Below are 18,504 nucleotides of genomic sequence, written 5' to 3' on the forward strand. Positions count from 1 at the left end.
TGCGCCGAAACGGTTTTGACGCACGAAAAAACAAGTGATTAACACGAGAGAGCCAATACTTTTGAAATTGGCTCAATCGGCTGAAACCGCCCAGGCCACGCCGTAACCGAGCAGACATTGCAGTTCCACGCCATGACGTCCGAACACGTTTACCAGACGATCATAAACCGAAAAATTCCACTGATCCCGCTGCGGCTGAATCCGTCCCCAGGAGAAATCCACCCGGAGAATCTTCGCGCCGCACAACCCCGCGGCCAGCGCCTCGAGTTCCGCCTCGCGCGGGGAAAAACGTTCCGGATGGCCGCAGAGCCCGAAGAGAAACTCCTCCGCCCTCCCCGGCGTCGGCCCGGCCGGATTCATCCGGGCAAACCGGTGCGTTCCGGAAAACTCCCGGCCGGAAGCGCTTTTGAGCCGGTAGTCGACTTTCCACCACCCCTGACGGGAATCATCTCCCGGAAGCGCCAGCCCGGTTTCGCTCCCGGGCTGCACGTTGCAGGAGACCTGTTCCTCCCGCGGCACGCCCGTGGTGTCCGTGAGCGTGAGCGTGCCGGTCAAGTTCAGCTCCTCCATACCGCTGTTGCGGATCACCAGTTCCGGCGCGGTCGTCCGGCCGGGCAGAAGCAATTTGAGCGGATGCCCGGTATTCAGCGAAATTTCCGCATGTTCTCCGGCAGGGCGGCACTCGAGTGAATCGAGCAGAATCCGCTGATCGGCCGGCGTCTTTGCGTTCGTATCGATCGCAATGCCGGTGAGCCGCAGCGGCCAGTCGATCTTCCTGTCGCCATTGCCGCCCCAGATGCTCGCTTTCGGCGAGGCGGCATCGACCGCGTAGTGGATCGCATTCTTTCCGGGTTTCAGCGCAACCGCCTCGACGGGAGCGAACTGAAACGTCTCGCCGGTCCGGTCGGTCAACCGCAGGACGATCCGGCGCAACGGCAGTTTCTCCGGCGCCTGCACGGTCAGAATGAATTCCGCCCGCTCAAACGATTCAAATTTCGGCGGACGACTCCGCAATGTGAGCTCGATCACCGGCGGGCGCGGTGTGCCCCAGATCACCGCCGGAACCTGTCGCCCGGTGGTCTCAAGCGGGACGTTTTCGACCCGAATCGTCTCCGAGCCCGGAAACTTCAGATTGACCGGCCTCCATTGTGTCCCGTCGAACGGAAGCGGCTCAAGTCCGAACCCCGGAACGGAGATTCCCAGCGCCATCGCGACTGCCGGAATCAGCTTTTTCATACATCACCTCCCGCATTATTCAAGTGTCGTGATTGTGAGCCCGTTGGACTCGATGCACCGCCTCGGTTTGTTGACGGTGTCGGCGTAAAGTTCACCTCCCGTCAAAGTCCCGGCATGTCCATCGACGAAGCCGACCGCACTGCGGCCGCGGTGCGCCAGATGAATCAACTTCGTACTCGAGGTGCTCGAACAGTAAAACGCCCAGTTTCCCCCTTTGTTCTCCACCTTGTTCGTCACCGCGGCATTGGTCGAATCCGCCACAAGTATGAAACGGGAGGGAGCCTTGCACAGATCCGGAATCAGCATCGACATGACCGGGTTGGAAGAGGAACCTTTGAAGCAGGCTCCCGCACCGTTCTCCTTGAAGTAGTTCACTTCCGCCTTATTGTCGAAATGCGGCATTCCGATCACCGCGTCGAACCGGTTGTCGTGATCGATATGATCGCTGTAGGGATTGGCCGTGCAGATCAGCATCCCGGGCGACAGACACCCCTGATTGGATGCATTATCCCCATAGACGAGAAGATCGAAAAACGGACGATACCCGGTCGTCGCATTGAGCGGCGTGGAACAGACCATGTATTTATAGTCGTTCGCGTAAAAAATCTGCGCGGCCATGAACTGTTTTTTCGCGGACACGCAGTTGGCCTCTTTCGCCCTGTCCCGCGCCTGATTCAGCGCCGGCAGCAGCATCGACGCGAGAATTGCAATGATCGTAATCACAACTAACAACTCAATAAGAGTGAATAACTTCCGCATCACGAACCTCCTTTTTCCCCTTGACGTTTGCAGTTAATTCGACAGATTCACCCCAAGTCAGCACCGTACCCATTCCGGCTTCGCCCGGAATCCGGAAACTTTCATAGAGATCGGCGTAAGTCTGGGTGGCGCGCCCGCCGTTTCCGAGTTGCCGATGCCCGAACTCCCACTCATGGATCGGCAGAAAACGACAGTCGAACCGACGGTACGCCTCGAGAATCGGATCCGGTCCGCTCTGGTAAAACGGACTGGTCGCCATCAGATCGATCTTCCGCTTTTCCGCTTCAATCCGGTCGAAGATCGGCCCGAGATCCTCCCAGTGATAGATATCCCCCCGCACCAGAAGCGTCATGCCCGGCCGGAACGTGACGACATAGGCGCTGTTCGGAATATCCTCTTCCGTACTCATGCGCTGCATTCCGCGAAAGCAACGGACATCCGCGGCGTGAAACTCCTCCGCCGGAACGGCGCCATCCAGCAGCCAGTTCTTCACCGCCTCCGCGGGCGCGACCACCAGTTTCCCGCGCAGCAGCAGAGCGTCGGCCACCGCCAGACCGAGATGGTCAAGATGGCCGTGCGTGTAGAACATGCGGTCGATCAACTCCGCAAATTCCCCGATCAGCCCGGGCGAAAGCCGCAGCCGCGTCCGCCGACGCTGAGCGGGGGTGCAGCCCTCGTTCAGATCGAATCCGGTCACCTGACCCGATTCATCCTTGACAAGGATCGCGGAACTGTAGAGCTTCCACACTCTGACGCCGGGTCCGCGCCAGGTACGGATCTCCGCGATCACCCGGCGGCACACTTCGTGGTAGAAGCAATTCAGCACCGGATCGTTCTCCGCAGCCGGTCTGCCGAACAACTCGTCGAGCCGTTTCAGCAGCGGCAGCCGGGAATACCAGTTTTCAGGGGTCGGCGGCAACAGGCCGAGCCGGTTGCTCACCTCCTGAAACTCCTGCAGATTCATTTCAATTCCTTTCTCAATATCGCGGAGCACCAATGCTCTCGCGTTGAAACAACTGCGGCGGCAACACTTCGATCCTGCGCGGCAGCTCGGGGTGCGCCAGCCGGGTCAACACCCGATCCACGAGTTTTCCGGCCAGAAGTTCGCGGCTGCCGTAACCGACCGAACTCAGGGTCGGAATCAACCGTTCGCACAATCCGATATCGTCATGGCCGATCAGACTCATGTCGTCCGGAATCCGCAGACCGCATTCATGCAGCCGGCGCATCACCGTCACCGCGATGGCGTCGTTGTGACAGAGAAACGCCGTCGGCAATTCCGCCCGGGGAACCTCACGCAGCAGATCGAACGTCCGCCGCTCATCAACCAGCCGGTAGATCCCGGAACTGCGAAACGTGAACGCCTCCGGCAATTCCATTTCGTATTCCCGCGCCAGAGCCGGGAGCAGCCGGGAACGTTCGTCATCCACCCCGTACCCGTACCACCCGATCCGGCGATGCCCCGCTTTCCGGAGGCACTCCAGCGAAAGGCGCAGCCCCGCTTCCACATCCTGCACGACCGCGTCAAACCGCGGATCACGATGGAAAAGACTCACCACCGGCAGATCCAGATGGTCCGGCAACCACTGCGGCTCCAGCGTGATGATTGCATCGAGGTTGTTGTCCAGCAGCAATCCCGTCGCCGACTGCTGCTCCATGTCGTTGTGAAAGAATGCAAAAAGCGGCCGATAACCGCGGCGGATGATCTCCGCATGCAGCGCCGTCACCAGCTCGGCCCGGTAAAAGTTGTTGGAATATGCCAGCGCCACGCCGATGGTATTGGAACGCCTCCGGCGCAGATCCGCCGCCGCGCGGTTCAACCGGAATCCCGTAGCGGCGGCTTCCCGCCGGACCCGTTCCGCCAGCTCCGGCCGCACCCTCCCCTTGTCCCGGTTGTTCAATACCAGCGACACCGTCGACTGCGACAAATTCAGCCGATTTGCCAGCTCCGTCATCGTCATCGCCATAAAATCTTCCTTTCATTTTTTCGCCGAGTCATACGTATGACTCAAAGATGCGTCCCAAAATCAAACAGACATGGCAGCGGGCAACATCATACGTATGACGCTATTAATTATACCCGATTTCGGCACGCAAGTCAAGAGCAGAACGGAAAAATTAACAAAAATCAAAAAGAGAGGAACAAAAAGGGAGGGTTTGTCCCCTCCCCACTCTCCGCCGGTTCGCCGGCGAGTGCAGTCGACGAATCAGCTGTTCCGCTCCCCGCCGCGGCAGACTTCGCGGATTTTGGCGAGGAACGCTCCGTCGAGGCGGTAGAATTTCCAGAACACCGCGAGGTAGAGGAGCGAAAGCACGATCGGGATTCCGCCCATGATGATGCGGATTCCCCAGATTGCGCCGGGCGCCTGAACCGCATCGGGAACAAATCCGATGAACGAGAGCCCCGCGCCGGTGATGAAGCCGCTCAACGCCCCCGCGAATTTCACAACGAACGTCTGGGTCGAAAAGAGAATGCTTTCATTCCGGGTTCCGAATTTGTACTCCCCGTAATCGACGACGTCGGCAAGCATGACGGTCAGAATTCCGAGCGAAAGACCGATGCCGAAATTGACGACTCCGCCGATCAGAAAAACCGCTGCCTGCCGGAAAAGCTCCTGCCCGGGCAATACTCCGGCCAGCAGAAACGCAAATCCGACGATCGGGCAGAGCGCCGATGCGGAAAACACCGCCTTTCGCCCGATCAGAGAGGCGAGAAACGGATAACCGAAGAGCCCGCAGAGTTGCGCAAGCCCCGCCGCCAGCAGATAAACGGAAACCAGATCCTGAATCCCGACCGCATACTTGAAATAATAAACCGCAAATCCGTTCGAGAGCTGAAACGAGATATTGAAGAGAAGCGAAAGAACCAGAACCACGATCACCTGATCGTTCCGCGCGAGGATCCGGATCATCTCTTTCGGAGACGTGCGCCCGCGATTCACCGCGCGCTGCGGAGCGACGTGCTCCTTGACAAAGCAGACCGTAATGAGCGAGCAGAGCACGAAAACGCCGGAAATCGCCAGCGCCAGCCGGGCAAATCCCGCCGCCTGCTCCCCATTGCCGAGGAACGTCACGAGTTTCAGCCCGAAGTAACCGATCACCATCCAGGCGACGCTCGCGAAAATCCGGGGAATCACCGAAATCGTATTGCGCTCTTTCTCATCATCGGTCAGCGCCGGAACCATCGACCAGTACGGAATATCCATGATCGTATAGGTCAATCCCCAGAGGAAATAGGTCACGGCGACATAGGTGAGCTGCTGCCCGCCGGAAAGCCCGGGATTGAAGAACAGGAACGCCAGCACGATCGCATTCAGAATCGTTCCGAGCAGAATCCACGGCCGGAACTTTCCCCAGCGGCTGCGCGTGTTGTCGACGATCAACCCCATGACCGGGTCATTGATCGCATCAAACAGGCGCGCGGCAAGAAAAAGATTCCCGACGAAAATCGGGCTGATCCGGCAGATATCCGTCAAATAAAAGGTGAAAAACGTCGCGACAATCGCATAAACAAGATCTTTTCCGAATGCGCCGACGCCATAGGAGATTTTCGCCGGCCAAGATAATTTCTCCATCGTTCTGCTCCCGGGATTTCGAGTTTCCGGGCAGGATATCCGCACCGGCCCCGTCTTACGATACTCCGTAAAAGCGCAAATTGCAAGTTTCCGGAACTCATCCCCGGCCGTTTCCGATCAGAATTGCGGTGCGATCCCCATGCTGCGCCCCGCCTCCCGCGCCTCCGACGGACGGTGTCCCCGGCATCAGCGGGCACCGCGACAGAGAAGCACCTCTTTGACGGTCTTGAGGAAGATATAGTAGTCCATCCAGATCGACCAGTTCATGATGTAGCTGATGTCAAGATTCACGCGCTGCGGATAGTCCAGCTCGCTGCGGCCGGAAACCTGCCACAACCCGGTGATCCCGGGCTTGACCCGGCTCAGCAGCGCGTAGCGGTCGCCGTAATATTTCACTTCAGCCTCGACGATCGGCCGGGGACCGATAACCGCCATCTCCCCGGTCAGCACGTTCCAGAACTGCGGAAGTTCGTCGAGGCTCGTCTTGCGCAGAAAACGGCCGAGCGGCGTCACCCGGGGATCGTTGTCGAGCTTGAATTTTTCGCGCCACTGGCGTTCCATCTCCGGATCTTCCGCGAGCAGCGTCTCCAGCCGCCGATCCGCATCGACGTACATCGTGCGGAATTTCAACACCCGGATCGTCGTGCGGTTCACCCCCAGCCGCCGCGCCCGGTAAAAAATCGGCCCGCGGCTGGTCAATTTCACCAGAATGGCGAGAACCAGAAACAACGGCAGCAGCGTCATGAACGCAACGACGGAAATGATCAATTCCAGCAGCCCTTTCATCATGCGCGGCATCGGCAGCAGCAGCTGATTGCGGATCTCCATCCCGCTGAAGCCGGAAAGGTAGATCGGATACGCCCACGAAATCGGAAACACCCGGTTGTCGGGAATGATCATCACATGTTTGAAATATTTGGAGTAACTCTCGAGCATCTCCGTCACCAGCGTGATCGGGATACAGCAGATCATATAATCCGTGTTGTATTTCCGGGCCGCCTTGCGCGCATATCGGAGCGATCCGACGACCGGAACATTCGGAACGGGATCTTTCCCGCGCAGCGCCGCCGAATCATCCAGAAAGCCGACGATGCGGAATCCGAAGTATTTGTCCCGGATCAACTCCTGCGCGACCATCCGGCCGGTCACCCCCGCCCCGGCGATCAGCACGTTGATCTGCCCGATCCGGAAGCGCTTCATCAGACACCGGGCCCACCAGCGGAAAATCGGCAGGAACAGAAACGTCAGAAGCCAGCTCAGAATCAGCACCGAACGGGATACCCCCTGCGCCCGGTGGGAGAGCGCCAGATAGGCGAACAGCAGCAGATAAACCAGCGCCGAGGAGAAGAAGATCCGCCGCAGCTCCTCCACCGCCCCCAGTGCCGCCCCCGGATAGGCGACATCGCCGTGATAGAGCCGGATGAATATGTTGCAACCGACGAAAACTCCGATGAACGGCCACATCCAGCGATATGCCCGCCAGCTGATCACGACATCCTGCAGAATCATGTTCACGATCCACAGCGCGACAAATGGAAACAGCGTGAAACAGAGAATGTCCGCCACCATCAGGATCAAAATCCGAATCCGTGCCGAATGCATCATCTCCTCCCCTCACCCGGATCGACCGGAAGAGTTTTCCAGATCACATAGCGCTCGTCTTCCCGGTATCCCCGGACCTCCCCGACTTCGCGCCACTGCCGTGACGGGGGCTGCTCTCCGAAATTCAGAACCTGGTAATCCGCAATCCGCCGGTCAAAGACCCGGCTGCCGCCGGCGAGCATCGGCGCAATTTCCAACGCATCAGGCACCACCACGAACGGACGCCGGTTGGAGCGGTAATCCGACAGCAGAAACGAACGCGCCCCGAACCTCGCACCAAGATAGTCACGCCGCAACGTCTCCGCACACGTGAAAATCGCCCCGGTGCGCGCCCGCCGTTTCTTCGATGTGAAATTCCGGATCACCGGACTCAACGCCGCTCCGTAAAGAATCCCCCCGCACACGGCGAAAATCAGCACCGCACTCCCCGCCGGAAACCACTTCGGCCAGCGCGCCCGGCAGAAATCCCAGAGCGAAACGGCGAAATATCCGCTCCAGCCGAACAGCAGCGGCGCGGCCGGCAGCAGATATCTTCTCGAAATGTACAAATAACGTTCGCCGATGAGGATCAGCAGAGCGGTCACAACGGCGTTCCCGATCACAATGCAGAGCAGCAGCGTCTCCCCCGCACTCCAGCGGCGGCGGACGAACCGCCACCCGATCCCCAGCAGCACCGGCAGCAGAAACGGCGGATAAAATCCCCGGAAAAAATCTCCGAGATATTCCCCAATACCGAGATTCCTCCTCTCCACGGCAGGAGCCCCCGCCTCGACGAAATGCTCCTGCCGGCGAACAGCCGGGGCGGGCTGCCCGGACTCTGCCGGAACAGCCGGGCGTTTCACTTCCGGCGGAGCAACGGGAACCGGCTCGGGTTGCGTCCGGTGCTGCTGCAGCCACTGCGCCACCCGGACGTCGGGAACAGGATATCCCGTAAAACCGTGATTGACGGCAATCGTCGGAATCAACAGCAGCAGAGTGACGACTCCGCTGAGAACGCTGCGCCAGGGGATCTGTTTCCGCAAACACTCCCGCACCGCGGCGGCCAGAAGCAGGAAAGCTCCCACCACCAGCAGTTCCGTTCGGAACAGGAATCCCAGGCCGATCGCCGCGCCGAGCCAGAGATAGCCGCGCAACTTCCGCGGCGACTCCCACAGAGAAAGCAGTCCCCACGCCGCGAGCGCGAGCGACAGGGTTTTGCCGTTGTCGCGCAACCCCTCCCCCGCGTACTGCAGCAGCAGGTGGCAGAAGAGGTAAAACACCACGCCGAGACAGGCGGTCCGCAGAGAAAAAATCTTTCTGAAAAGCAGGAAAAGCGGAAACACCGCCAACGCATAACTCATCACCGATACGAATTTGACGCCGGAAAAGCCGTCGCATCCGGTGAGAAACACCGCGATCCCGCCGATGACGGATTGCAGCAGAGGAACGCGCGGATGAAACGCATAACCCCAGTCGCCCCGCGCAAACGCCTCCGCCATCGGCGCATATCGGGTTGCCACATCGACCGGGGGAATCGTCGTCAGGAAAAATGGAGGCAGAGCCAGCACCAGGGCAAGCAGAAAATAAAACCACGGCCGCTGCACCACGGCAACGGCCCAGGCCGTAACTTTCCGTCTCATCTCATCCTTCCCGTCCCGTTATTTTCCCTGAAATCAAGATATAATGTATCAACCATATCGGCCAAATACAATTTTTTTTGCGGAGAATTCCGTTTTTTTTATCTTTTCAGCAATTCCGCCGGAAAGCCGGAAAAAAGAGATCCCGGCGGGACGAGCCTCCGGGATCCTCTATCGGGAGAGACGGCGATCATTTCTCCCGGGGAACTGCATTGACTTTCTTCTGCAGTTCGTCGAGCTCCTGACGCATGGCTCTGAGTTCCGCGAGAATCGTCTGATTCAATTCCGCATTCTGCTTGCCGAAAACATCCTCGTGGTTCTCTTTCGCCTCTTTCGCCTCGGATATCGCATTGACCATGACTCCGACGAAGAGGTTGAGAACCGTGTAAGTCGTCGTGAGAATGAAAGGAACGAACACCATCCAGGCGTAAGGATAACGCTCCATCACCGGCCGCACGATCCCCATCGACCAGCTCTCCAGCGTCATGATCTGGAAGAGACTGTAGATCGACTCTCCGATCGTCCCGAACCACTGCGGGAACGCACTGCCGAAGAGATTCGTCGCAATGACGCTCACGATATAGAAGAAAATCAGCAGCAGAATGCTGATCCAACCGATGCTCGAGAGCGAAATCAACAGCGATTCCGTGATGATCCGCAGCCCGGGCAGCCGGTACAGCAGACGGAACGCCCGGAAAATACGGAAACTGCGCAGAACCGAAAAGATCCCTCCCCCCGGAATCAGCGAAATCGACACCACCAGAAAATCGAATACATTCCAGCCGGATTTGAAAAAACGCACCCCGTCGGCCAGAATCTTGCAGGCGACCTCCACCGCGAAGATTCCGATGAAAACCGCATCCAGCGTCCGGCTGAACTTCCCGGCGAACGAATACCACGTCGGCCAGGTATCAAACCCGAGCTGGATCGCGTTGACCACAATGCAGACGATGATAAATCCCTGCACCGGAGAGGAGTAAATCAACTGATGAAGCCTCCCCCGGAGAGAAACAGCGTGCGCCTCACTCATTTCTGCGTCTTCTCCGTCGCTTCCAGCTGCTGCTTGAGTTCGATCATCGCCTTGTCCTGCGGTCGGAGCGCGAGATACCGGTTGAGGGCGTTAAGCGCGCCGTCGCGGTCGGAATCGCGCAGCCAGAGCGCCTCCTCTTTCCAGGCCAGTGCATATGCCGGATCGATCTGGTGGATCTCGGCGAGATCCGCCAGAGCCTGCTCTTTCCCGGCGATGGCCTTGCAGTAGAGCGCCCGGCGCATGAGCGTGTATTTGCTCTTGTAACACTCGATCGCGCTGGTCTGGTCGGCGATGGCCTGCTGATAATCTTTCTTCTTGTAGTGGAGATTGGCGCGCAGCACATACAATTCCGACTTCATATTCCGGTCGGAACAGGATTTCAGCGCCTCGTCGATTTTGGAGAGAGCCAGGTCGAAATTCCCGGTCTCCACGTAAACCTTGCTCAGGATCGTGACCGCCTCGACGTTGGAGGGATTCAGCTCCAGGGCGAAATCAAGATCGCGGACCGCATCCTCAATCTGCTTGCACTCGAGGGACGCGGCGGCCCGGCGCACATAGAGTTCGTCGTTGCGCGGATCGAGCATAATCGCGTTGCCGTACTCTTCGACGGCTTCCTCGAACCGCTTCATCTCAAACAGGATCAACGCTCTCCAGTTTCTCGCGGTCAGATAGTTCGGCTCGAGCGCGACCGCCTTGTCCATGTAGGTGAGAGCGACATCGTAACGATCCTGATATCCATAGGACATCCCGAGCTGGTAATAGGCCTCCTTGTAGGCGGGATTGATCTCGAGCGCTTTCTGGAAGCACGCGCGCGCCTCGGCGAATTTCCGGGGGCGCGAATTCAGATAACAGCAGCCGAGATTGTAGATCGCCGTATCGAATTTCGGGTTGAGCTCAATGGCTTTCTGAATTTCGACGATCGCCTCGTCCTTCTTCCGGGAGGCGTTCAGAATCAATCCGCGCCAGAGGTGCACCCAGTGGGAGTTCGGGTCCTGAGCGACCGCCTCGTCGATGACTTTCAGAGCCTCATCGAAACGCCGCCGGTTGAAGAGCAGCGTCGCATACCGCACCCGGGCGAAAGAGTTGGCGGGATTCAATTCCATGGCGCGCTGGATCGATTTCTCGGCCTGCTCGTAATCTTTCAACGCCGTGTAGATCTGAGATTCGAGAATATATCCCTCCTCGCGTTCCGGCCGCAGCTCCTTGAGGAACTTCGCATCGGCGAGGGCCTGATGAGCACGGTCGAGCTCCTCGCGGTTGAAAGGCCGATCCAGATTCAGCAGAACGCGGACCGCTCCCGCCCCCTTGATATACGCCTCCTGAAACCGGTATTCAAAACTTCCGTCATCGAGTTCGATGGCGCGGGAAAGCATCTCAAGCGCGACATCCGGGTTGTTCTCTTTTTCGTAAAGTTCCCGGGAAACCGAAAAATACCGCTCGGCCATTTTGGCGATCTGCAGCTGTTCGTAGTACCATGCGCCCATTTCGCTGCAGGTCCACAGAAAGCCGACCATGACTCCGACGAACCCGGCCAGTTGGAACGCATATCTCCGCCATCGTTTTTCGCTGGCTTTCGCCGCCTTATCCTGTTCTTTCTTCCAGGAAATAAGGACCTCTTCCAGAGAAGCCAGCTTCTTTGCCACCTCCGAGGAAATCGGCGGGACCTCATTGCCGTCCTGTTTTGTATTCATAACCTTGCATCCAGAAAAAAACAGTCGCATTTTCCGGCTCGACGCCGGAAAACGCGACTGCGGTTCTCATCCTTATTTTCCGACAAAAAGATCGTCCGCATTCAGGGAATCGATCTGCTTGCGAACCGCGGCGTAATCGCCGACGAATTTGACCTGATCCGTCACCGGATAGCTCTTCCGGAAATTCTCGACCTGAACATCGCGATCGACCGGATAGGCTTCGCCGAAACCGTTGTTGCGGCTCTTGATTCTCTCGAGCACCGAGGAGAGCGCGGCGGAGTCGTATCCGGCAGCGGTACCGAGACTGATCGCACGACGATCAGCCGCCGCCTCGAAGTCGACGTTGTAACCGGTCGAGAGCGTGTTCCCGACCATCATCGCAAGTTCCGACATCTTGGCCAGTGCGTTCGCCTTGAGCGTCTGAGCCTGTTCCAGCGCCGTGGCAACCGCACTGTCGATCCGCTGCTGCTGCACGGCCGGATCGAGTTTATCAAAGAACGGAATGGCTTTGGCCGCGGAAGTCGCACGGTCAACAATGGCCTGCTTGACCGCCGGGTCGTTCAGATCCGTCGCCGCATCGAGAGCCGCGAGGGAGAATGCCGCATAGTTTTCCGGCCCCATCTCCCGCACGCTGTGGTGGAATTCCAGGTGGCCGATCTCATGGGCGAGAATCATGGCCAGCTCGTTCTCATTCTCCAGGAACTTCAGCATGCCGGTGGTGACGATGACGAATCCGCCGGGCGCGGCGCAGGCGTTGACGGTCTCGTCGTCATTCAGCACCAGGACGTGATAACCGCTGTAGGTCTGCGGCAGCTGGGATTTCTTCAGCAGTTTGTCGACCACTTTGCCGACGTAAAGAGTGGCCGGATGATCCGGCTTGAGCGCTTTCGGCATCATGAACGCCGCAAGACCGGCGCCGAGGTCAAACTCCTGATAAGGCCCGATTTCCGCAAAGGTGCGGAGCGAGGGGAGCGACCAGCCGGAGGACTCCACTTTCGGCAGTTCCACGGCGGGGATGTCGCCGCACTGCGCCTTGATGTAGGCGGTCAGCTCCTCCGGGCAGGCCGTCTCGGCGGCCGCCTCGGTCGTTCCGGCCGCACCGAGCATGAGACGCAGCGAACCGGGCCGGTAATCCCGGGCCTGCTCCAGATCGGCATCGCTTTCCTGATGTTTGGCGGAGGTGAAGTTCTTGACCTTGACTTCACCGCGCGGAGGCAGTCCCTTGAGCTGCGCCTCCCACAGATCCTGGCTGACGACCGCGCCCGCGGGAGCATAGAAACTCTTGCCGTCCACACTGGCGCGCAGCCAGGGGTCGGCCTGATCCGTCAGCAGATGCCCCTGCGGCATGATGACTTCTTCCGCAACGAAGTAGTCGCCGAGCTTCAGATCGGCAACGACCTCGGAGTCCGCGGACGGCGCGTTGTAAACCGGCAGAGACTGAACCGACACATGATAGCTCTCTCCCGGCGTCCGGACCGTGCTGAAATTCAGCACACCGCAACCGGTCAGCATCCCGCAGCCGGCCGCCATCACGAGGGCTGCCGCCAACTTTGACTTCCGCAGACAATCGACTCTCTTTTTCATTGCTAGATGATCCTTTCCAATATCAGTTTTCACCCGAAAAAACACGAAGGGAACAAAAAAGCGAAGCTGGATGTTCACGCGGAAGATGAATGGGAAAACAAGAGTTCATGACGGAGACCTCCCTGTAATAAAAAAAATGCGCATTCCCCCGGGAAACGCATCCGGAAATTCCATGCCGGGCCGCTTCCACGGAAAAAAACGCGCCATTCCCGGCCGACAACGAAAATACAACAGCCAAGCAACACGACCGATCACGAACGATGGTCTGCCTATACTATAGCCGTTCCATTCGTATATTTCAAGCCGAAATATGCAAATATCCGTGATAACGAAAAAAACATAGTCTCATAGAAGATCCTACATCCGCATCCGGGACGCTCAGACCGGAATGATTTTGAACCGCTCCACATCGACGATGCCGCGGTCCGTAATCCGGAGGAACGGAATCACCGGAAGCGGCAGAAAGGAGAGTGTCTGGAACGGCTCCTCGAGCCGGCAGCCGGTCACTTTGACCGCTTTGCGGATGTGGCGCAACTCTCCGCAGACGGTTTCATAGCTGCCGCAGGAGAGCAATCCGCCCAGCGGCAGCGGCAGGAGATCCAGAATCCTGCCCCTGTCGGCGACGGCGAATCCTCCGCCGCATTCGCGCAGGGCGTTCACCGCCAGAGCCATATCCGCATCCGATACGCCGACCACGCAGAGATTGTGGCTGTCGTGCCCGACACTCGAGGCGACGGCGCCGCTTTTCAATCCGAATCCGCGCACAAAACCGAGGCCGATGTTGCCGTTCTTCCCGTACCGTTCCAGGACGGCGACTTTGGCGACGTCGCGTTCGGGATCGCAGCGCTTTTCGCGGCCGTCGCGCGGGAGCTCCATCTTCAGGAAATCGGTCACAAGCGATCCCTCCCGAATGCCGATCACCGGGGTTTCCGCACACGCGGAGAAGACCCGGAACGACTCCGCAGAGAGTTCCGGACGGTGGATCGAACGCAGAAACTCCGACGGATCCGGCCCCTCCCCGCGGGCGGCGAAGAGCTCCTCGTTCACGATCCGTCCGTTTTTCAACACCATTTCGACCCGGCAGGAATTCAGATCCGACAACAGCACGAGATCGGCCCGCTGTCCCGGCGCAATGAGTCCGCGGTCATTCAGCCCGAAATGGCGGGCGGGAGACCAGCAGGCCGCCCGGTAGACGGCCAGCGGATCGGCTCCGGCGGCGATCGCCCGGGCGATCATCCGGTCGATGTGCCCGGACTCGGTGATGTCCAGAACATTGCGGTCATCCGTGCAGAAGCAGAGGAACGGCGAATTCGGAATAGTGATGAGCGGCAGAAGCGCTTCGAGATCATGAGCAACCGATCCCTCCCGGATCAGAATCTGCATGCCGCGCCGGAGTTTTTCCTCCGCCTCCGCAAGGGAGGCGCACTCATGGCAGTTGCGCATGCCGGCGGCGACGCAGCCGTTCAGGGATTTCCCGGAACGCATCGGGCAGTGTCCGTCGATCCGCCCGGGAAAGAGCGCGAGCTTGTCCAGAACCTCCGGTGCTCCGGAGAGCACTCCGGGAACATTCATCATCTCGCCGAGGCCGCAGGAGAGCGGTTCCGTGACATAGCGACGCATCTCCTCCACCTCGAGCGAAGAGCCGGAAGTTTCGAGCGGAGTGGCAGGCACGCACGAACTGATCTGAACCCGCAGATCCATGCACATGCGGCGCGCTGAATCGAGAAAGAAATCGATCGCGCGCCATCCGGCGACATTCGCAAGTTCGTGCGGGTCGCAGACGGCGGTCGTGACTCCGTGCGGCATTACGCAGCGTTCAAATTCAAACGGGGTCACCATGCACGATTCGACATGCACATGCGCATCGATGAATCCGGGAATCGCGAACATGCCGTCGGCATCGATCACGTGTTCCCCCTCGTACCCGGTGCCGACTCCGGCGATGCGCTCACCGCAGAGGGCGATCTCCTCTCTGCGGATCTCTCCGGTGGTCAGATGGAATACCGAGACGTTTTTCAACACCAGGGACGCCGGCCGTTTTCCCTGCGCCTGATCGATCAAATTTCGGAGTTTATCCCGTTGCTGATTCATAATTTCTTAACGAATGTGCCTTTTTTTTCGTGATGAAACGTGTTGATATCCGCTCTTATTCTGAGTTGCACAATCTCCGACCCAAACCGGGGGATGCAGATACCGGATAAAATTAGCACGGCATTGTCGTTTTGTCAATCGGGAAACGTTCTTCCACCGGACGGATCGATGCCGCTGCCATGTGCGGCGAGTGGGTCTACCACTACGAGTTCAAAATCAACCGGAACGCGGAGTGCGCCCTGGATCAGATCAAAAAGAAGGAATATTTCCGGAAATATCAGCATTCCGGGAAACGGCTCATCCTGATCGGCGCAAACTTCAACATGGGAACCCGCCAGCTCGACGACGGGAAAGGTTCTTCTCCGGATTAAACCATGTTTGAACTCAAAACGGGCGCTTCAAATAGAGCCCCAATCCTCCCGCAAATCCGAACGAGAAAGAGCACCAACTTGTGGCGAAACCATCGCAGGAGCGTTTCCTACAGGCGTAATGGTTCGCATTGATCGTTACCTGTCATTCTCCTGCAAAATAGAAACCGTTGAGGAAATTGGAAATGGTAGCGGGGGATGGAATCGAACCAACGACCTTCAGGTTATGAGCCTGACGAGCTGCCACTGCTCTACCCCGCGCTGTTGAATATGCTATTACTATAGCACACACTCTTTCTTTTTCAAGTCTGAACAGTCAAAAACGTACAGAAAAAAACCGGTCTCTGCGACTCAATACCGCCGCGATAGCAGTATTCTATTTTCAAAAACAGATTTCCCAACATTCAAAATCGCCCTCCAAGCGTTATATCAGCCTGCGCTTATTTTTCAACAAAACTCAACAATTTTTTTGTTGAAATATTTTTAAAGCTATTGACTTTTCTTTACTTTTTAAGTACAATTGATTCAGAAAAAAACAATTCAGGAGGGAAGAATGTCCCGAACCGGAAAACCACGAAATTTGTCTGACCTGGCGGAACTGGCCGGCGTAACCAAGAGCGCCGCGTCACTGGCACTCCACAACTCTCCGCAGTTGTCAGATGAATTGAAACAGCGGATCTGCACTTTGGCAAAAGTGCATAATTTCACGCCGCGAAAATATAATCGCCGAGTACAACAGAACAACTCGTCACAGACGGCACCGTTTACGGGTCGAGTACTAATGGTTCACTACTCTTCCGAAGAGGAGGACACGGTCAACATCGAACTGGAAAATGCGATTATCAACCGCCTGAATACCCATCATGTGCCGTTTCAAACTCGAGATCTGGCCGAAATACTGGAGAATCCGGATCTGCTGCATGAGTACGCCGGAGTGATCTACTATTTTGATCCACCGGGTCTGATCGTACCGAGGGAGATTCCGTGCGTCCAGATTTTCGGTCTCGAACGGCTCGCGCCAGGACATGACCGGGTGACAACCAACGATTAGGAAATCGCTTCGCTGGCGGTGGATTTTCTGCTGCGTGTGCCGCTCCGAGCTGCGGCACTCGTCTACAGGGAGGATATGATCCGAGACTATTATCATCCTCGCATTCAATATTTCAAACATCGCCTCCGGGAACTCGGGGTCGAGTATCTGGAATTGACGTATCGCCGAGACGAGGAGGCATTTCCGGAACGGGTTCGCACACTTGCGGAACAATTCGGCGACAAACTCGGGTTCTTCGCTTTCGGCGACATCTGCGCACTCCGGCTCTATCTGGCGCTCAATGAGATCGGCATCTGGAAACGTTATGCCACAGACAGGGTCATCTGCGGCGACACCACCCGATTCCTGCGCAACTTCTGGCCTCAGGAACACCTGATCGAACTGCAGCTCGAAGAACTGGCCCGGCGCGCCGTGGACCAGCTGCTCTGGAAGCTGCAAACCCGGAATTCCTACGGCGCAACCATCATGCTTGAAGCCCGTCTCATCGAGAAAAAATAACCTTACAGGAGAATGATTTCCATGATGAATTTTCTTACCAGCGGAGCAACGGCACTTCTGCTGTTCACCTCGGTCGCTGTTGTGGCCGATGAGCTTGAACTGGTGCGGGCCGATTACGGCCGGGCCGAAAAGCGAATCGACGTAACAGAGGCGGTCCGCGACAAGACCGCCTACCTGCCCGGCACATTTCTCGCCGTGGAAGCTGGCAACTGGCTGCTGCCGGAAAAAACGCCGGATCCCGCTCCCGGACAACAGAAAGAACTTCGCCTCTTCTACCGCAACGCGGAGGGGGAACAATGCTGTTCGGTCAAGGAATATCAGCGCCGCCTCATCACCGTTCCGGAAATCACTCCCGGCACGGAACTGAAAATCGAACGGGCTTTCTGGGGGGTCGGCTCCACCTGGAAAGAGGTTACGCTGCAGGTGAAAACCATTCTGGAAACAGGCAAAACCATTCAGGGTGATTTGCGGGGTGTCCTCCGAGTGCCGGACCCGGCCGTGGGGAAACACAAATTTCTCCTGGTCATCTACTCCCGGGATGGGAAAGTCCTTTTCACGAAAGTCCACGACCACGCCGGGAAACTCAAACTCGAGGACCTGAAAGCCAAAGAATACAGGAAATGACAGGAGACGGAAAAATGAGAAAATATTTCACATTGATCGAACTACTCGTCGTAATTGCGATCATCGCGATTCTCGCAGCCATGCTGCTGCCGGCACTGAATCGAGCCAGGGAAGCGGGACGTGCAGCGAACTGCCTGAACAATCTCAGAGCCGTCACGCAGGGAATTCTGCAATATGCGCTTGACAACCAGGATTATATTCTGCCGAATACCCCGAACAACGGCTGAGCGGCACTGGGGACGCTCGGCTGCACATGGAATACCAATGAACCCATGAAAACCGGAACATTCTGGCGGATTCTTTATTATCAGCAGATCGTCACGAGTGCGAAAGTGTTTCACTGTCCCTCAGATCCACGGCACGGGGCAATCACCCCCGGTGCGACCAACGAAGCGGATGTGACTCAGATCTCCTACCGGATGGCTGGTTGGAACCGGTACTGCGACGCTTCGCTTCTCAAAACCAACATGCTTCCCTCCGCGTCGAGCTGCGCGGCTCTGGCCTGCCTCTCCTGGCTGCACAACCCGGAAGGCAACACCCCGATGGGGGAGAACTGGAGTGACAACGGAGCTTCGCTGACCGATACTTGGATGGACAAGTATGTACCGCCGCACAACGGCTGCTACAACATCAGTTTTTTCGATGGCCACGTCAAGGCTTTCCCGCGGCCGATCTACGGGCGGTTCGGGACAAAGAAATCGGGGTTGAATCTGATCGCAAACTACCACAAGGATGACGGCTTCCCCGGAAAGCCGGCCGATTACTGAAGAGAGGCTTCC

17 protein-coding genes, 1 tRNA gene and 1 pseudogene are annotated in these 18,504 nt (G+C 57.7%); 7 read left to right on the forward strand and 12 right to left on the reverse strand.

The genetic code is table 11. From position 1 onward, the window contains the following. Positions 1-72 precede the first annotated feature (72 nt). From Q0J85_RS12605 to ade, 11 genes are all read right to left on the reverse strand, one after another. Entirely contained in the window at positions 73-1,236 is a 1,164-nt protein-coding gene (locus Q0J85_RS12605) for a hypothetical protein (protein ID WP_294482235.1), read from the reverse strand. 15 nt (positions 1,237-1,251) lie between these two features. Beyond that, positions 1,252-1,995 carry a type II secretion system protein gene (locus Q0J85_RS12610; protein WP_294482239.1) on the reverse strand — a complete coding sequence of 248 codons (744 nt, stop codon included), beginning with the start codon at positions 1,993-1,995 and terminating at the stop codon, positions 1,252-1,254. Continuing rightward, entirely contained in the window at positions 1,970-2,959 is a 990-nt protein-coding gene (locus Q0J85_RS12615; RefSeq protein WP_294482243.1) for a hypothetical protein, read from the reverse strand. The genes Q0J85_RS12610 and Q0J85_RS12615 overlap by 26 nt, the downstream gene beginning before the upstream one ends. A gap of 13 nt (positions 2,960-2,972) precedes the next feature. Continuing rightward, positions 2,973-3,962 carry a LacI family DNA-binding transcriptional regulator gene (locus Q0J85_RS12620; RefSeq protein WP_294482248.1) on the reverse strand — a complete coding sequence of 330 codons (990 nt, stop codon included), beginning with the start codon at positions 3,960-3,962 and terminating at the stop codon, positions 2,973-2,975. A 240-nt stretch (positions 3,963-4,202) separates the two neighbouring features. Next, positions 4,203-5,570: a melibiose:sodium transporter MelB gene (gene melB, locus Q0J85_RS12625; RefSeq protein ID WP_294482252.1), complete on the reverse strand. Its 1,368-nt coding sequence runs from the start codon at positions 5,568-5,570 to the stop codon at positions 4,203-4,205. A 186-nt stretch (positions 5,571-5,756) separates the two neighbouring features. After that, a complete protein-coding gene (gene wbaP, locus Q0J85_RS12630) occupies positions 5,757-7,175 on the reverse strand; it encodes an undecaprenyl-phosphate galactose phosphotransferase WbaP (RefSeq protein WP_294482255.1) in 1,419 nt (472 codons plus the stop codon). Next, positions 7,172-8,791: a glycosyltransferase family 39 protein gene (locus Q0J85_RS12635; protein WP_294482259.1), complete on the reverse strand. Its 1,620-nt coding sequence runs from the start codon at positions 8,789-8,791 to the stop codon at positions 7,172-7,174. Before Q0J85_RS12635 ends, wbaP begins: the two co-directional genes overlap by 4 nt. A gap of 187 nt (positions 8,792-8,978) precedes the next feature. Further along, positions 8,979-9,818 (reverse strand): ion transporter, encoded by an 840-nt coding sequence (locus tag Q0J85_RS12640; RefSeq protein ID WP_294482264.1) that lies wholly within the window; start codon positions 9,816-9,818, stop codon positions 8,979-8,981. Beyond that, positions 9,815-11,509 carry a tetratricopeptide repeat protein gene (locus tag Q0J85_RS12645; RefSeq protein WP_294482269.1) on the reverse strand — a complete coding sequence of 565 codons (1,695 nt, stop codon included), beginning with the start codon at positions 11,507-11,509 and terminating at the stop codon, positions 9,815-9,817. Before Q0J85_RS12645 ends, Q0J85_RS12640 begins: the two co-directional genes overlap by 4 nt. Positions 11,510-11,581: 72 nt before the next feature. Continuing rightward, a complete protein-coding gene (locus tag Q0J85_RS12650; protein ID WP_294482276.1) occupies positions 11,582-13,093 on the reverse strand; it encodes a M48 family metallopeptidase in 1,512 nt (503 codons plus the stop codon). A 378-nt stretch (positions 13,094-13,471) separates the two neighbouring features. Then, the gene (gene ade, locus Q0J85_RS12655; protein WP_294482280.1) at positions 13,472-15,184 is read right to left on the reverse strand and encodes an adenine deaminase; all 1,713 of its coding nucleotides are present in this window, start codon (positions 15,182-15,184) and stop codon (positions 13,472-13,474) included. 131 nt (positions 15,185-15,315) lie between these two features. Between ade and Q0J85_RS12660 the strand changes: the two genes are divergently transcribed. Beyond that, a complete protein-coding gene (locus tag Q0J85_RS12660; RefSeq protein WP_294482284.1) occupies positions 15,316-15,555 on the forward strand; it encodes a PD-(D/E)XK nuclease domain-containing protein in 240 nt (79 codons plus the stop codon). 183 nt (positions 15,556-15,738) lie between these two features. Here Q0J85_RS12660 and Q0J85_RS12665 read toward each other — a convergent pair. After that, positions 15,739-15,813 (reverse strand) — tRNA-Met (locus Q0J85_RS12665). A gap of 292 nt (positions 15,814-16,105) precedes the next feature. On the opposite strand from Q0J85_RS12665, the pseudogene Q0J85_RS15495 reads away from it, so the two are divergent. The 6 genes and pseudogenes from Q0J85_RS15495 to Q0J85_RS12690 form a co-directional block, all read left to right on the forward strand. Further along, positions 16,106-16,252: pseudogene (locus Q0J85_RS15495) on the forward strand (LacI family DNA-binding transcriptional regulator); the annotation flags it as partial. Positions 16,253-16,333: 81 nt separating this feature from the next. Further along, complete coding sequence (locus Q0J85_RS12670; RefSeq protein WP_294482287.1) at positions 16,334-16,603, forward strand: hypothetical protein; 270 nt, start codon at positions 16,334-16,336, stop codon at positions 16,601-16,603. Positions 16,604-16,621: 18 nt separating this feature from the next. Further along, complete coding sequence (locus tag Q0J85_RS12675; protein WP_294482292.1) at positions 16,622-17,101, forward strand: substrate-binding domain-containing protein; 480 nt, start codon at positions 16,622-16,624, stop codon at positions 17,099-17,101. Between the two features lie 21 nt (positions 17,102-17,122). Beyond that, complete coding sequence (locus Q0J85_RS12680; protein ID WP_294482296.1) at positions 17,123-17,725, forward strand: hypothetical protein; 603 nt, start codon at positions 17,123-17,125, stop codon at positions 17,723-17,725. Between the two features lie 14 nt (positions 17,726-17,739). Then, a complete protein-coding gene (locus Q0J85_RS12685; RefSeq protein ID WP_294482299.1) occupies positions 17,740-17,952 on the forward strand; it encodes a prepilin-type N-terminal cleavage/methylation domain-containing protein in 213 nt (70 codons plus the stop codon). A 45-nt stretch (positions 17,953-17,997) separates the two neighbouring features. After that, positions 17,998-18,492 carry a hypothetical protein gene (locus Q0J85_RS12690; RefSeq protein WP_294482302.1) on the forward strand — a complete coding sequence of 165 codons (495 nt, stop codon included), beginning with the start codon at positions 17,998-18,000 and terminating at the stop codon, positions 18,490-18,492. Positions 18,493-18,504: the final 12 nt, after the last annotated feature.

This window comes from uncultured Victivallis sp., assembly GCA_944389935.1.
Classification (GTDB): Bacteria; Verrucomicrobiota; Lentisphaeria; order Victivallales; family Victivallaceae; genus Victivallis.

Coding starts and splice junctions, on each gene's coding strand:
- Q0J85_RS12605 (WP_294482235.1), bottom strand. CDS start 1,236: ATGAAAAAGCTGATTCCGGCAGTCGCGATGGCGCTGGGAATCTCCGTT.
- Q0J85_RS12610 (WP_294482239.1), bottom strand. CDS start 1,995: ATGCGGAAGTTATTCACTCTTATTGAGTTGTTAGTTGTGATTACGATC.
- Q0J85_RS12615 (WP_294482243.1), bottom strand. CDS start 2,959: ATGAATCTGCAGGAGTTTCAGGAGGTGAGCAACCGGCTCGGCCTGTTG.
- Q0J85_RS12620 (WP_294482248.1), bottom strand. CDS start 3,962: ATGGCGATGACGATGACGGAGCTGGCAAATCGGCTGAATTTGTCGCAG.
- melB (WP_294482252.1), bottom strand. CDS start 5,570: ATGGAGAAATTATCTTGGCCGGCGAAAATCTCCTATGGCGTCGGCGCA.
- wbaP (WP_294482255.1), bottom strand. CDS start 7,175: ATGATGCATTCGGCACGGATTCGGATTTTGATCCTGATGGTGGCGGAC.
- Q0J85_RS12635 (WP_294482259.1), bottom strand. CDS start 8,791: ATGAGACGGAAAGTTACGGCCTGGGCCGTTGCCGTGGTGCAGCGGCCG.
- Q0J85_RS12640 (WP_294482264.1), bottom strand. CDS start 9,818: ATGAGTGAGGCGCACGCTGTTTCTCTCCGGGGGAGGCTTCATCAGTTG.
- Q0J85_RS12645 (WP_294482269.1), bottom strand. CDS start 11,509: ATGAATACAAAACAGGACGGCAATGAGGTCCCGCCGATTTCCTCGGAG.
- Q0J85_RS12650 (WP_294482276.1), bottom strand. CDS start 13,093: ATGAAAAAGAGAGTCGATTGTCTGCGGAAGTCAAAGTTGGCGGCAGCC.
- ade (WP_294482280.1), bottom strand. CDS start 15,184: ATGAATCAGCAACGGGATAAACTCCGAAATTTGATCGATCAGGCGCAG.
- Q0J85_RS12670 (WP_294482287.1), top strand. CDS start 16,334: ATGGTTCACTACTCTTCCGAAGAGGAGGACACGGTCAACATCGAACTG.
- Q0J85_RS12680 (WP_294482296.1), top strand. CDS start 17,123: ATGATGAATTTTCTTACCAGCGGAGCAACGGCACTTCTGCTGTTCACC.
- Q0J85_RS12685 (WP_294482299.1), top strand. CDS start 17,740: ATGAGAAAATATTTCACATTGATCGAACTACTCGTCGTAATTGCGATC.
- Q0J85_RS12690 (WP_294482302.1), top strand. CDS start 17,998: ATGAAAACCGGAACATTCTGGCGGATTCTTTATTATCAGCAGATCGTC.